At 69.6% G+C, this 13,512-nt stretch carries 12 protein-coding genes, 1 rRNA gene, 1 pseudogene and 1 riboswitch; of the genes and pseudogenes, 13 read left to right on the top strand and 1 reads right to left on the bottom strand.

Features of this window, described 5'->3' with window-relative positions; genetic code table 11:
- From rrf to KBY19_RS33630, 12 genes and pseudogenes are all read left to right on the top strand, one after another.
- Positions 1–117 (top strand): 5S ribosomal RNA (rrf, locus tag KBY19_RS33680).
- Positions 118–372: 255 nt separating this feature from the next.
- The gene (locus KBY19_RS33675; protein ID WP_099878384.1) at positions 373–984 is read left to right on the top strand and encodes a CDP-alcohol phosphatidyltransferase family protein; all 612 of its coding nucleotides are present in this window, start codon (positions 373–375) and stop codon (positions 982–984) included.
- 113 nt (positions 985–1,097) lie between these two features.
- Positions 1,098–3,593, top strand: coding sequence for a mannose-1-phosphate guanyltransferase (locus KBY19_RS33670; RefSeq protein ID WP_210967350.1), 2,496 nt, complete (start codon positions 1,098–1,100; stop codon positions 3,591–3,593).
- Between the two features lie 115 nt (positions 3,594–3,708).
- Positions 3,709–4,608, top strand: coding sequence for a DUF881 domain-containing protein (locus KBY19_RS33665; RefSeq protein WP_210956583.1), 900 nt, complete (start codon positions 3,709–3,711; stop codon positions 4,606–4,608).
- Positions 4,605–4,937 (top strand): small basic family protein, encoded by a 333-nt coding sequence (locus KBY19_RS33660; protein WP_019358093.1) that lies wholly within the window; start codon positions 4,605–4,607, stop codon positions 4,935–4,937. The genes KBY19_RS33665 and KBY19_RS33660 overlap by 4 nt, the downstream gene beginning before the upstream one ends.
- Positions 4,938–4,942: 5 nt before the next feature.
- Positions 4,943–5,785 carry a DUF881 domain-containing protein gene (locus KBY19_RS33655; RefSeq protein ID WP_210967349.1) on the top strand — a complete coding sequence of 281 codons (843 nt, stop codon included), beginning with the start codon at positions 4,943–4,945 and terminating at the stop codon, positions 5,783–5,785.
- Positions 5,786–5,932: 147 nt separating this feature from the next.
- A pseudogene (locus KBY19_RS37860) lies at positions 5,933–6,274 on the top strand (zinc ribbon domain-containing protein); the annotation flags it as partial.
- A 15-nt stretch (positions 6,275–6,289) separates the two neighbouring features.
- Positions 6,290–6,739, top strand: a complete 450-nt coding sequence (locus tag KBY19_RS37680; RefSeq protein ID WP_307842592.1) for an FHA domain-containing protein — start codon at positions 6,290–6,292, stop codon at positions 6,737–6,739.
- 20 nt (positions 6,740–6,759) lie between these two features.
- The gene (locus KBY19_RS33645; protein WP_210967348.1) at positions 6,760–7,506 is read left to right on the top strand and encodes a MerR family transcriptional regulator; all 747 of its coding nucleotides are present in this window, start codon (positions 6,760–6,762) and stop codon (positions 7,504–7,506) included.
- Positions 7,507–7,580: 74 nt separating this feature from the next.
- The gene (locus KBY19_RS33640) at positions 7,581–8,054 is read left to right on the top strand and encodes a bifunctional nuclease family protein (RefSeq protein WP_026004895.1); all 474 of its coding nucleotides are present in this window, start codon (positions 7,581–7,583) and stop codon (positions 8,052–8,054) included.
- Between the two features lie 249 nt (positions 8,055–8,303).
- Positions 8,304–8,960: a MerR family transcriptional regulator gene (locus KBY19_RS33635; protein WP_210967347.1), complete on the top strand. Its 657-nt coding sequence runs from the start codon at positions 8,304–8,306 to the stop codon at positions 8,958–8,960.
- A gap of 93 nt (positions 8,961–9,053) precedes the next feature.
- Complete coding sequence (locus KBY19_RS33630; protein WP_185016238.1) at positions 9,054–10,595, top strand: DNA polymerase IV; 1,542 nt, start codon at positions 9,054–9,056, stop codon at positions 10,593–10,595.
- Here KBY19_RS33630 and KBY19_RS33625 read toward each other — a convergent pair.
- Positions 10,511–10,888: a PRC-barrel domain-containing protein gene (locus KBY19_RS33625; protein ID WP_099878366.1), complete on the bottom strand. Its 378-nt coding sequence runs from the start codon at positions 10,886–10,888 to the stop codon at positions 10,511–10,513. The two genes, KBY19_RS33630 and KBY19_RS33625, sit on opposite strands and share 85 nt — an antisense overlap.
- A 146-nt stretch (positions 10,889–11,034) precedes the next feature.
- A riboswitch (glycine riboswitch) is annotated at positions 11,035–11,132 on the top strand.
- Between the two features lie 185 nt (positions 11,133–11,317).
- Here KBY19_RS33625 and gcvP point away from each other — a divergent pair.
- Positions 11,318–13,512 (top strand): aminomethyl-transferring glycine dehydrogenase (gcvP, locus tag KBY19_RS33620; RefSeq protein WP_210967346.1); only part of this gene is annotated, 2,195 nt, incomplete at its 3' end.

Raw genomic sequence — 13,512 nt, 5'->3', positions numbered from 1 at the left:
TTCGGTGGTCATAGCGTGAGGGAAACGCCCGGTTACATTCCGAACCCGGAAGCTAAGCCTTTCAGCGCCGATGGTACTGCATGCGGGAGTGTGTGGGAGAGTAGGACGCCGCCGAACTCTTCGTGAAAAAAAGCCCCGCCGATCTCATCGGCGGGGCCTTTTTGTTTTCACGGCATCTTCGGGGCCCGGTTTCCGCCGACGGTTCCGCACCGACTCTCGCCCTCCCTTCGTCCGCATCCCCTGTCTTCGTGAACAAGTCTTCGTCGTCAGCAGGTCTTCGTTCGCAGCGATCCGGACCCCGTGCACGCTCGGTGAGTGCTGCCGGGTAGGGTCGGGGGGTAGCGTCGGCACGGTTGCTCAGGAGGCCCACGGGTGGAGGTCCAGGAGACGCGGGTCCAGACGGATCGGGTCCTCACCATCCCGAACGTGCTCAGCATGGCTCGCCTGGTGGGCGTACCGGTGTTCCTGTGGCTGATTCTCTGGCCCGAGTTCGGCGGGCCGAACTGCGATCTCTGGGCGCTCCTCGTGCTCGCTCTGAGCGGAGTGAGCGACTACCTGGACGGCAAACTCGCCCGCAGGTGGAATCAGATCAGCAGTCTCGGCCGCATTCTCGATCCGGCCGCGGACCGGTTGTACATCCTCTCCACTCTTGTGGGTCTGACCTGGCGGGAGATTCTTCCGCTGTGGCTGACCATCACTCTGCTGGCCCGGGAACTGCTGCTCCTGGTCATGGTGTGGATCCTGGACCGCCATGGCTATGCGCCGCCGCAGGTCAACTTCCTGGGCAAGGCCGCGACCTTCAACCTGATGTACGCCTTCCCGCTGCTGCTGCTCAGTGACGGAAGTGGCTGGGTTTCATCACTCGCAGCGATTTTCGGGTGGGCGTTCGCAGGTTGGGGTACTGCTCTCTATTGGTGGGCAGGGATCCTCTATGTGGTCCAGGTCCGCCGTCTGATCAGGGCGGACCCCGAGACGACCGGCTGAAACCCGCCTTTCCTCGCTTCGGAGGCCGGTTGCCCTGATCGAGCCTTTGTAGGTCATCCTGGAGGGGTCATGGTCGGGATGACCGTCGTCTGTACGAGGAGGACGCTTCCGATATGAAGGCCGTCGTGATGGCTGGCGGCGAAGGCACGCGCCTTCGGCCGATGACTGCGAGCATGCCCAAGCCGCTCCTTCCGGTGGTGAACAAGCCGATCATGGAGCACGTGCTGCAGCTGCTCAAGCGTCACGGGCTCACCGAGACCGTCGTGACCGTGCAATTCCTGGCCTCCCTGGTCAAGAATTACTTCGGCGACGGCGAGGAGCTCGGCATGGAGCTCACGTACGCCAACGAAGAGAAGCCACTGGGGACGGCCGGCAGCGTCAAGAACGCCGAGGAGGCCCTGCGGGACGATTCGTTTCTCGTCATCTCCGGGGACGCGCTCACCGACTTCGACCTCACCGACCTCATCAGGTTTCACCGGGAGCGCGGTGCGATGGTCACCGTGTGTCTGACCCGGGTGCCGAATCCGCTGGAATTCGGTATCACCATCGTGGACGAGGACGGCAAGGTCGAAAGGTTCCTGGAGAAGCCGACCTGGGGGCAGGTCTTCTCCGACACGGTGAACACCGGCATTTATGTGATGGAGCCCGAGGTCTTCGACTACGTCGAGCCGGACGTGCCCGTCGACTGGTCCGGTGATGTCTTCCCTCAGCTGATGAAGGAGGGCAAGCCGATCTACGGCTACATCGCCGAGGGCTACTGGGAGGACGTCGGCACCCACGAGAGCTATGTGAAGGCCCAGGCCGACGTACTCGAGGGCAAGGTCGACGCGGAGCGGGACGGCTTCGAGATCTCGCCCGGCGTCTGGGTGGCCGAGGGTGCCGAGGTGCACCCGGACGCGGTGCTGCGGGGCCCGCTCTACATCGGCGACTACGCGAAGGTGGAGGCCGGCGCGGAGATCCGCGAGCACTCCGTCATCGGCTCGAACGTCGTCGTCAAGAGCGGCGCCTTCCTGCACCGCGCCGTGGTGCACGACAACGTCTACATCGGCCCGCAGAGCAATCTGCGCGGCTGTGTCATCGGTAAGAACACCGACATCATGCGGGCCTCGCGGATCGAGGACGGCGCCGTCGTCGGGGACGAGTGCCTCATCGGTGAAGAGTCGATCGTCCAGGGGAACGTCCGTATCTATCCCTTCAAGACGATCGAGGCGGGCGCGTTCGTCAACACGTCCGTGATCTGGGAGTCCCGCGGCCAGGCGCATCTGTTCGGTGCCCGCGGTGTCTCCGGCATCCTGAACGTGGAGATCACCCCGGAGCTGGCCGTACGGCTGGCGGGTGCCTATGCGACGACGCTCAAGAAGGGCTCCACCGTCTGCACGGCCCGCGACCACTCCCGAGGCGCGCGTGCCCTCAAGCGGGCCATCATCTCCGCGCTCCAGGCGAGTGCCATCGACGTACGCGACCTGGAGAACGTGCCGCTTCCGGTGGCCCGGCAGCAGACCGCGCGAGGCAGCGCCGGCGGCATCATGATCCGTACGACGCCGGGTGTTCCGGACTCGGTCGACATCATGTTCTTCGACGAGCGGGGCGCCGATCTCTCGCAGGCCCGGCAGCGCAAGCTCGACCGCGTCTATGCGCGTCAGGAGTACCGACGGGCGTTCCCCGGCGAGATCGGTGACCTCAGCTTCCCTTCCAGCGTCTACGACTCGTACACGGGCTCGCTGCTGCGCGCCGTGGACACCACCGGTGTCGCGGAGGCCGGCCTGAAGGTCGTGGTCGACGCCTCCAACGGCAGCGCCGGGCTGGTCCTGCCGAGTCTGCTGGGCCGGTTGGGCGTGGACTCGCTGACCATCAATCCTGGTCTGGACGAGTCGCGCCCCACGGAGACGGCGGAGAGTCGACGGGCCGGGCTGGTGCGGCTCGGGGAGATCGTGGCGTCGGCCCGTGCGGCGTTCGGAGTGCGCTTCGACCCGGTGGGGGAGCGCATCTCGCTGGTGGACGAGCACGGCAGGATCGTGGAGGACGACCGGGCCCTGCTGGTGATGCTCGACCTGGTGGCGGCCGAGCGGCGCAGCGGCCGGGTTTCGCTGCCGGTGACCACGACCCGCATCGCCGAGCAGGTCGCCGCCTACCACGGCACACAGGTCGAGTGGACGACGACCTCTCCCGACGACCTCGCCCGGGTCAGCCGGGACGACGGCACCGTCTTCGGCGGGGACGGGCGGGGCGGTTTCATCGTCCCCGAGTTCAGTTCCGTCTTCGACGGTGCGGCTGCTTTCGTACGGCTCATCGGGCTCGTGGCACGTACCCAGTTGACGCTCAGCCAGATCGACGCGCGTATCCCGCGGGCGCATGTGAGCCGGCGTGATCTGGCAACGCCGTGGGCCGTCAAGGGACTTGTGATGCGTACCGTCGTGGAGGCGGCCGGGGACCGGTCGGTCGACACCACGGACGGGGTGCGGGTGGTCGAGCCCGACGGCCGCTGGGTGATGGTGCTGCCCGACCCGGCCGAGGCGGTCACCCATCTGTGGGCCGAGGGTCCCGACGAGGCCTCCGCGCAGGCTCTGCTGGACGAGTGGGCGGCCGTGGTGGACAGCGCGGGCCACTGAGCGTGACGGACTGAGCCCGGCGGCGGGGCGTGCCCTGGCAGGGGCAAGTCCCGCCGCCTGAGGCAGGGGTGGGTGCATTCGGCGGCAGCGGTCTCGACGTGCGACGATGTGCGGCATGTCGCAGCAGCACCCCACTCGGAGCACCTCGTCGCGGTCCCCGCGGCTCGACGCTTCCATGTCGCTGCTGACCAATGTGATGGAGCACAGCCTCGACGACGGCTACGCGGAGGCCACCGCACGCCGGGGCGAGGTGGGCCGCTCAAGGATGCCGCGCACACTGCGGGCGAAGCTGGGGCTCGCCCTCGGGCTGGTGCTGGCGGCGCTGGTGGTGACCGTGGGGGCCGCGCAGGCGCAGATCTCCGCGCCGAGCGTCGCCAAGGAGAAGCAGGAGCTCATCGAGCGGATCGAGGCGGGCGGCGATCGGGCCGACCAGCTCCAGAAAGACGTCGACAAGCTGCGGGCCTCGGTCGAGCGCCGGCAGCGGAAGGCCCTGGAGCAGCACGGTGACGAGCGGGGGAAGACCACGGCCCTGCTCTCCGGGGCGACAGCGGTCGAGGGGCCGGGACTCAAGCTGGTGGTGGACGACGCCGAGGACACCGAGTCCGGCGAAGGCGACGGGCCCCGTAAGACCGACGGTTTCTCCGACACGGGCAGGATCCGCGACCGCGATCTTCAGCGCGTCGTCAACGGACTGTGGGCGGCGGGCGCCGAGGCCATCTCGATCAACGGCCAGCGCCTCACGTCACGCTCGGCCATCCGCGCGGCGGGCGACGCCATCCTGGTCGACAACAAGCCGCTGGTTCCGCCCTATACGCTGCTGGCGATCGGGCCGGGGGAGCAGTTCTCCCGGACCTTCCAGGACAGCGTCGACGGCCAGTACCTGTACGTCCTGCACAAGGACTACGGTGCCAGAACGAGTATTTCCGTCCAGGACGAGGTGCGGCTGCCTGCCGCGCCGAGTCTGATTCTCAGAACAGCTGAACCTGTGCGGACAGGGAAGGGCAGCACATCGTGATCGCCGTACTGGGCCTCGTCGTGGGAGTCGTGGCCGGACTTGTCGTCCGGCCCGTGGTGCCGCTGGCGGTCGAACCGTATCTGCCCATCGCCGTCGTCGCCGCGCTGGACGCGGTCTTCGGCGGACTGCGCGCCATGCTGGACGGCATCTTCGACGACAAGGTGTTCGTCGTCTCGTTCCTCTCCAACGTGGTGGTGGCCGCGCTGATCGTCTTCCTCGGCGACAAGCTCGGGGTCGGAGCCCAGCTGTCCACCGGTGTGGTTGTCGTCCTGGGTATCCGGATCTTCTCCAACGCGGCCGCCATCCGCCGGCACGTGTTCAGGGCGTGAGGCCGATGAGTGACGACAGCACGCCGGGACAGGGACTTCCTCCGGAGCGCAGGCTGCCTCCGGAGCGCGAGCTGCCTCCTGAGCGGCAGGAGACGGCGGACGCGCAGGGTGAGGACGGCGGTCCGCGGTTGACGGGACGGCAACGGCTCGCCAAAGCGGTATGGCCCCCGCGGGTGACGCGCGCCCAACTCATCGTCGCGCTCCTGCTCTTCGTCCTCGGCCTCGGGCTGGCGATCCAGGTGCGCTCCACGAGCGAGAACAGTGCGCTGCGCGGCGCCCGGCGCGAGGACCTGGTCCGTATCCTCGACGAGCTCGACGACCGCACCAAGCGGCTGGAGGACGAGAAGCGGCAGCTGGAGGGGCAGCGTACGCAGCTGGAGACCTCCTCGGACCAGGCTGAGGAAGCCCGTAAGCAGACCAGGCAGAAGGCGGCCCAGCTCGGTGTGCTCGCCGGTACGGTGGCGGCCGAGGGGCCCGGCATCCGGATGACGATCAAGGATCGGGCCGGGGCGGCGGATTCGGACGCGCTGCTCGACGCGGTCCAGGAGCTGCGGGCCGCCGGCGCCGAGGCCATGGAGGTCAACGGGGTGCGCGTGGTGGCGAGCACACATTTCACCGACAGTGGCGGCGGGGTCAGCGTGGACGGGCATAGGATCGACCAGCCTTACCGTTTCGAGGTGATCGGCAAGCCCGCCGACCTGGAACCCGCGCTGAACATCCCCGGCGGAGTCGTGCAGACGCTCAAGAACAAGCAGGCCACGGTGGATGTGACCCGCTCGGGGAAGATCACTGTGGACGCCTTGCGACAGGCGAAGCGGCCTGACTACGCTCGGTCGTCATCACAGTGAGATGGTGATAGGAGTTTCGGGGGGTCGGCGGGCGAGTTGGGCACCGCGTGGTGGAAACTGTCTACGGGTCACGGACGTTATCCCGGCGTCGGAAGTGACCAGTGAGAGCATCGAGGGTCTGTCCTGCCCCACGGGCGGGTCTGTTTCGTGCGAGGGGAATCGCCCGTGAGTTTTTTTTCGAAGTTGTTCGGCAAGGGCCGCCGGGGCGGCGACACGGGTACCGCACGGCACCGTGCCCCTCAGGGCGCGGACCCGGCGGGAGCCCCGGAGGGCACCGAGCGCCCGCTCTTCCGTGATGAGGTGGCCGGACCCGGAGGAGACAATTCGGGTGGTCACGGGGCGTTTTCTGTTGACCCTGGCACACAGGGGCGCATAGGTTCCCAGGCACCGCCAACCTCAAATCCGGGTGGAGGTCCTGCCTTGCCGGTGTGTAACAGGTGTGGAGCCCGCGTCGCGGAAGCGAGCCGGTTCTGCTCCAACTGCGGCGCCCCCCTGAGGGGCGGTGTGCCTGCGGAAGGGTCGTCCGAGACGACGTCCACGATCTCCATCTCGGGGCTGGAGGCCTACGACTCGGAAGCGACCGGTCAGCATGTCTCTCCGGTGCTGCCCCCCGAGGCGCAGGCCGCGGTGGACGCGCTGCCCATGGGCTCGGCACTGCTTGTCGTACGGCGCGGCCCCAACTCGGGCAGCCGGTTCCTGCTCGACGGGGAGCTGACCACCGCCGGGCGTCACCCGGAGAGCGACATCTTCCTGGACGATGTGACCGTCTCGCGCCGTCACGTCGAGTTCCGGCGTGGGCCCGACGGTGTCTTCACCGTCTCCGACGTCGGCAGCCTGAACGGTACCTACGTCAACCGGGAGCGGATCGAGACGGGAGTGCCGCTCGGGAACGGCGACGAGGTGCAGATCGGGAAGTACCGGCTGGTCTTCTACGCGAGCCCGCGCACCTACTGACACCCCCGGCAGGGAGGCTCATGCTGCACACGCCGTCCGGCGGTGCCCGAGGGGGCACCGCCACCGGGCAGGAGAGCGAGCCGATGAGCATCGGCGCCGTCCTCCAGGCGCTCCGTGCGGAGTTTCCTGAGGTCACCGTCTCCAAGATTCGTTTTCTGGAGGCGGAGGGGCTGGTCGAGCCGGCGCGTTCTGCGTCCGGGTACCGCAAGTTCCGGTCCGCGGATGTCGAGCGGCTGAGCCGTGTGCTGCGTATGCAGCGGGACCACTATCTGCCGCTGAAGGTCATCAAGGAGCACCTCGAAGCGGGCGGTGAGGCGGCCGACTGCCCGGCTGTCCCGGTGGTGCCGCCCCGCGATCCCGAGGAGCCGGAGGCGATCCCTCCGGCTCCCGCCGTGCGCACCGGGCGCCGCGAGCTGCTAGAGCTCGTGGGCGCCCGGGAGGCGGAGCTGGCCGAGTGGGAGAAGTACGGGCTGCTCGCCGCAGCCGAGGAAGGTACCTACCGGCCGGCCGATGTGACCGTGGCACGGCTGGTAGCGCAGTTGGGCCGCTACGGGGTGGAGGCACGCCATCTGCGGGCGGTGAAGGCCGCGGCGGACCGGCAGCTGGATCTCGTCGAGCAGCTCGTGGCGCCCCTTCGCCGCCATCCGGGCCAGCGGACCAGGACGCGTGCCGAGAGCACCGCCGAAGAGCTCACGGAGCTCTCGGTGCGGCTCTACGGGGCCTTTGTGGAGTCCGCTGCGGGTGCGGCCCGCACGCGGGGTGACTGAATCAGCACACGGATGCCGGGGCCGGACGGCCGCCCGACTACCCAAACAGGCGCGGCACGGCCTAGGGTTGCTGTGTGAATGAGCTCGACGTCGTGGGTGTCCGGGTGGAAATGCCCACCAACCAACCGATCGTGCTCCTGCGAGAAGTGGGAGGCGACCGCTACCTCCCCATCTGGATCGGCCCCGGGGAGGCGACCGCGATCGCCTTCGCCCAGCAGGGCATGACTCCCGCACGCCCACTCACCCATGACCTGTTCAAGGACGTCCTGGAAGCAGTGGGTCAGGAGCTGACCGCGGTCCGCATCGTGGACCTGCGGGAAGGCGTGTTCTACGCGGAACTGGTCTTCGCCAGTGGTGTGGAAGTCAGCGCCCGTCCGTCCGACGCCATAGCGCTCGCTCTGCGTACCGGCACGCCCATCTACGGCAGTGACGGTGTGCTGGACGACGCGGGTATCGCGATTCCGGACGAGCAGGAGGACGAGGTGGAGAAGTTCCGCGAGTTCCTCGACCAGATCTCTCCGGAGGACTTCGGCACCAGCAGCCAGTGACGCTCCGCCGGGAGCCGCCGCCGGTCCGGACTTCTCCCGGCCGGAGGCCGGGGAGAGGTGTGCGAGCGAGCCTGGCGCCGCTGACCATCCGACCAGCCATTCCCCGGCCAAGGGCACGCGAAACCACTCTCCGGGGGATTATCACTCGCCGTGCCGAGTGTGGCGATCGTTGACGCACTCGGAGTGACTGCCTACCTTCATGTGGGCAGGTTCCGGGGGTAACCCGGGATGTGAAGGACGGAGGTCGGCGTGACAAGCACCGGCGGCGAAGGTACGGCGGCTGGCGACTCGTCCCTACCCGACGGCCCACCCCCGGCTTCCGGCCGGGAGATGCCCCCAGGGCGGCCGTCCCCCGCACCGACCCCCGGCGTGCGGCCGGGAGACGTCCCGGGGCCCCAGCCCGGCACTCCTGCCGAGCAGGTCGGCTACCGGGGTCCGACCGCCTGCTCGGCGGCCGGGATCACCTATCGGCAGCTGGACTACTGGGCCCGTACCGGGCTGGTCGAGCCCAGTATCCGCCCCGCCTACGGCTCGGGCACCCAGCGCCTCTACAGCTTTCAGGACATCGTCGTCCTCAAGATCGTCAAGCGGCTGCTGGACACCGGTGTCTCGCTGCAGAACATCCGCGCCGCAGTCCGGCATCTGCGCTCCCGGGGCCGAACCGACCTCGCCCGGATGACGCTGATGAGCGACGGGGCCACGGTCTACGAGTGTTCCTCGCCGGACGAGGTGGTGGATCTCCTGCAGGGTGGGCAGGGCGTCTTCGGCATCGCTGTCGGCGTGGTCTGGAAGGACGTCGAAGGCGCTCTGTCCCAGCTGCACGGGGAGCGCGTCGACACCGGCGAGACCCTGATCGGCAACCATCCCGAGGACGAGCTGGCCCGGCGCCGCAATCGCGCCGGCTAGCGAGGCAACCCCCGGGGGCGAGGGTCCGGCGGCATCCCCGTCGGGCCGGGCCACAGCGTTCGGTTGTCAGTGGCGTGCGGCACCATCAATGGCGTGAGAGCGTCGCCGACCATCCTGCACCTGGACATGGACGCCTTCTTCGCAGCCGTGGAGCAGGCGTCCAAGCCCAGCCTGCGCGGGAAGCCGGTGGTGGTCGGCGGTCTCGGGCCGCGTGGAGTGGTCTCCACCGCCTCCTACGAGGCCAGACGCTTCGGGGTGCACTCCGCGATGCCCACGGCCCAGGCCAGAAGGCTGGCGCCGAACGCGGCGTATCTGGGCACCCGGTTCGGCCTCTACCGCGCGATCAGCGAGGTGGTGATGGAGTTGCTGCACGAGCTGTCGCCCCTGGTGGAGCCTCTGAGCCTCGACGAGGCCTTTGTGGACCTGGAGGCAGGGGAGGCGCTGGAAGGGACGCAGGGCGGCGCTGAGGGGGCGCGAGAGGTCGGTGAGCGGCTGCGGCGGGACATCAAAGCGGCCACGGGACTGACCGGCTCGGTGGGGCTCGCGGGATCCAAGATGCTGGCGAAGATCGCCTCGGAGCAGGCGAAGCCGGACGGCACGGTCCTCATCCCGGTGGGCACCGAGCGCGACATGCTGGCGCCGCTGTCCGTACGGACGCTGCCCGGGGTGGGTCCGGCCACGGCGGAGGTGCTGCGCAGGGCCGGTATCACCACCGTCGGGGAGGTCGTGGAAGCGGGCGAGGACGAGCTGCTGCGGCTGCTGGGCAAGGCACACGGCACCTCGGTCCACGCGATGGCCCACGGCATCGACGACCGCCCGGTGGTGGCCGAGCGGGACGCCAAATCGGTCTCCGTCGAGGACACCTACGACGTGGACCTCACCGACCGCACCCGGGTGCGGCTGGAGGTGGAGCGGCTGGCCGGGCGCTGTGTGACGCGCCTGCGCGCCGCGGGCCGCTCCGGGCGCACCGTGGTCATCAAGGTGCGCAGCTACGACTTCTCCACCCTCACCAGGTCGGAGACGCTGCGCGGCCCCACCGACGACCCCGGTGTCGTCAAGGAAGCGGCGCTGCGGCTGCTGGACGGGGTGGACACCACGGCAGGCGTGCGGCTGCTGGGGGTCGGGGTCAGCGGGCTCGCCGACTTCACGCAGGAGGACCTGTTCGCGCAGGCCCAGGCCGCGCTGAGCCAGGAGACGGCCGACGGCGGCCACCCGGAGGGTGCGCAGTCCCCGGCTCGGGCGGAGGAGAGCCCACGGGAGGGTCAGGGGCCGGTGCGGGCGGAGGAGGCGGCGAGGGAGCCGGGTGCCGCCGTCGAGGAGCCGGGCGCCGCGGTCCCCGCCGACCGGCGCTGGATCCCCGGCCGGGATGTGTGCCACGCCCAGTACGGCAGAGGCTGGGTGCAGGGCAGCGGCGTCGGGAAGGTCACCGTCCGCTTCGAGGAGCCGGACACACCGCCGGGCCGGGTGCGCACCTTCTCCGTCGACGACCCGGAGCTGGCGCCCGCCGAGCCGAGGATGCTGGACGCGGAGATCGCCGCGGTGCTGGCAGCTCAGTCCCCGGCGCCGGCGACCCGCCCGAAGTCACGGTCCGGGGGAGTGGGGGCGTCCCCACCCGCCGGGACGTCGAGCCCGTAGTGGCGGTAGAGCTGCAGCTCCTGCTGGGGGGAGAGGTGCCGGCCGACGCCGAAGTCGGGCGCTTCCTTGATCAGGGCGCGCTCGAACGGGATGCGCAGCCCGGTGCCGTCCAGGCTGGCCGGCTCCAGCGGGACGAAGGAGTCACGGCTGAAGATGCCGGTGCGCAGCGCCGCCCACTCCGGTTCGCCCGTGGCGTCGTCGAGATACACCTCGTCCACCGTGCCGATCTTGACTCCCTCGCTGTCGAACGCCTTGCGGCCGATCAGGCTCCGCGGATCTATGTCGGTCTGCACGGGTCTCCTCCACGGTGTCGTGACGCGGTCTTCACGCTCGTACCACCACGAAACGGCATTTTTCGGTCGATGGCTACTCGAGTTCGCTGCTTGAGTGCACTACGGGTTACCACTCAAGGGGGCGCTGATACTCTCGAAGTGGCTGTCGACCCCGTGCGGGAGAGTCCTCCGGCGTACGTTCCGGAGGCGCCGAAGGAGCAACTCCTCCCCGGAATCTCTCAGGCTCACGTACCGCGCGGACGAGGTCACTCTGGAAAGCAGGGCGGGCCCGGACCAGCACCGAAGCCCCTCCTCACCGACGGTGTAAGCCGAGCCTCCGGCACCTGGCGGCTCGGTGAAACTCTCAGGTCGAGATGACAGAGGGGGAGGCCGTCCGGGCACCCGTAAAGGTGCCCCTCGCAGGTCGCACAGACCAGGAGGCCCCCGCAGATGACTTCCCATCGCACCCCGCTCTCGGCACTGGAGAGCGGCACTCCCTTCGAGAGCCGCCATATCGGACCCGACGCCGGCGCGCAGGCCAAGATGCTCGCGCAGGTCGGCTACGGATCGCTGGACGAACTGACCGCGGCGGCGGTGCCCGACGTGATCAGGAGCACCGAGCGGCTGGAGCTCCCCGAGGCGCGGAGCGAGGACCAGGTGCTGGCCGAGCTGCGCTCCCTCGCGCGCCGCAACCAGGTCCTGCACCCCATGATCGGCCTCGGCTACCACGGCACCGTCACGCCGCCGGTGATCCTGCGCAATGTGCTGGAGAACCCCGCCTGGTACACCGCGTACACGCCGTACCAGCCCGAGATCTCCCAGGGGCGGCTGGAGGCGCTGCTCAACTTCCAGACGGTCGTCGCCGATCTGACCGGGCTGCCCACCGCCGGAGCCTCGCTGCTGGACGAGCCCACGGCCGCCGCCGAGGCGATGGCCCTCTCCCGCCGCGTCGGCAAGGCCGGCAAGAGCGGCGGCGGCGTCTTCCTGGTCGACGCCGACTGCCTGCCGCAGACCGTCGCCGTGCTGCGCACCCGCGCCGAGCCCACCGGTGTGGAGATCGTCGTCGCCGACCTGAGCGACGGCATCCCCGACGAGCTCGCCGAGCGCGGCGGGGTCTTCGGCGTGCTGCTCCAGTACCCCGGTGCCTCCGGCGCGGTGCGCGACCAGCGCCGGGTCGTCGAGCAGGCGCACGAGCTGGGTGCCGTGGTCACCGTCGCGGCCGATCTGCTGGCGCTCACGCTGCTGACCTCGCCCGGTGAGCTGGGGGCCGACATCGCCGTCGGCTCCAGCCAGCGCTTCGGTGTCCCGATGGGCTTCGGCGGGCCGCACGCCGGCTACATGTCGGTGCGCGAGAAGTTCGCCCGCAGCCTGCCCGGCCGACTCGTGGGTGTCTCCAAGGACGTGGACGGCGAGCAGGCCTACCGCCTCGCCCTGCAGACCCGCGAGCAGCACATCCGCCGCGAGAAGGCCACCAGCAACATCTGCACCGCACAGGTGCTGCTCGCCGTGATGGCCGGGATGTACGCCGCCTACCACGGCCCCGACGGACTGGCCGACATCGCCCGCCGCACCCACCGCTACGCGGCGCTGCTCGCCGCCGGGCTGCGGGACGGCGGCGTGGAGATCGTCCACGACAGCTTCTTCGACACCGTCACCGCCCGTGTTCCGGGCCGTGCGGCCGAGATCACCGAGCGGGCCCGCGAGGCCGGCGTCAACCTGCGGCAGGTCGACGCCGACCACGTCGGCATCGCCTGCGACGAGACGACGGGCCGCGAGCAGCTCACCACCGTGTGGCGCGCCTTCGGGGTCCCCGCGGTGGCCGACCTCGACGAACTGGACGCGGCGACCGGGGAAGCCCTCCCCGACGACCTGCTGCGCACCGACGAGTACCTCACCCACCCGGTCTTCCACGAGCACCGCTCCGAGACGGCGATGCTGCGCTACCTGCGGCGTCTGGCCGACCGCGACTACGCGCTGGACCGCGGCATGATCCCGCTCGGCTCCTGCACGATGAAGCTCAACGCCACCACCGAGATGGAGCCGGTCACCTGGCCCGAGTTCGGCGCGCTGCACCCGTTCGCGCCCGCCGAGCAGGCCGAGGGCTATCTGACGCTGATCCGCGAACTTGAGGAGCGGCTGGCCGAGGTCACCGGCTACGACAAGGTCTCCCTCCAGCCCAACGCCGGCTCCCAGGGGGAGCTGGCCGGACTGCTGGCCGTCCGCGCCTACCACCGGGCCAACGGTCAGGCACAGCGCACCGTCTGCCTCATCCCGTCCTCGGCGCACGGCACCAACGCGGCCAGCGCCGTGATGGCCGGGATGAAGGTCGTGGTCGTCAAGACCAGCGACAACGGTGACGTGGACGTGGCCGATCTGCACGCCAAGATCGAGCAGCACGGCGACGAGTTGGCCGTCCTCATGGTCACCTACCCCTCGACGCACGGCGTGTTCGAGGAGCACATCACCGAGGTCTGCGCCGCCGTTCACGACGCCGGTGGCCAGGTGTACGTGGACGGTGCCAACCTCAACGCGCTGCTGGGGCTGGCCCGGCCCGGCCGCTTCGGTGCCGACGTCTCGCATCTGAACCTGCACAAGACGTTCTGCATCCCGCACGGTGGCGGGGGCACCCGCGTCGGCCCGTTCGG

The organism is Streptomyces sp. B15, assembly GCF_018070605.1.
GTDB classification, from domain to species: Bacteria; Actinomycetota; Actinomycetes; order Streptomycetales; family Streptomycetaceae; genus Streptomyces; species Streptomyces smyrnaeus.
Note: the sequence above shows the minus strand (reverse complement) of the source record. Positions and strands in the feature narration are given on the sequence as shown.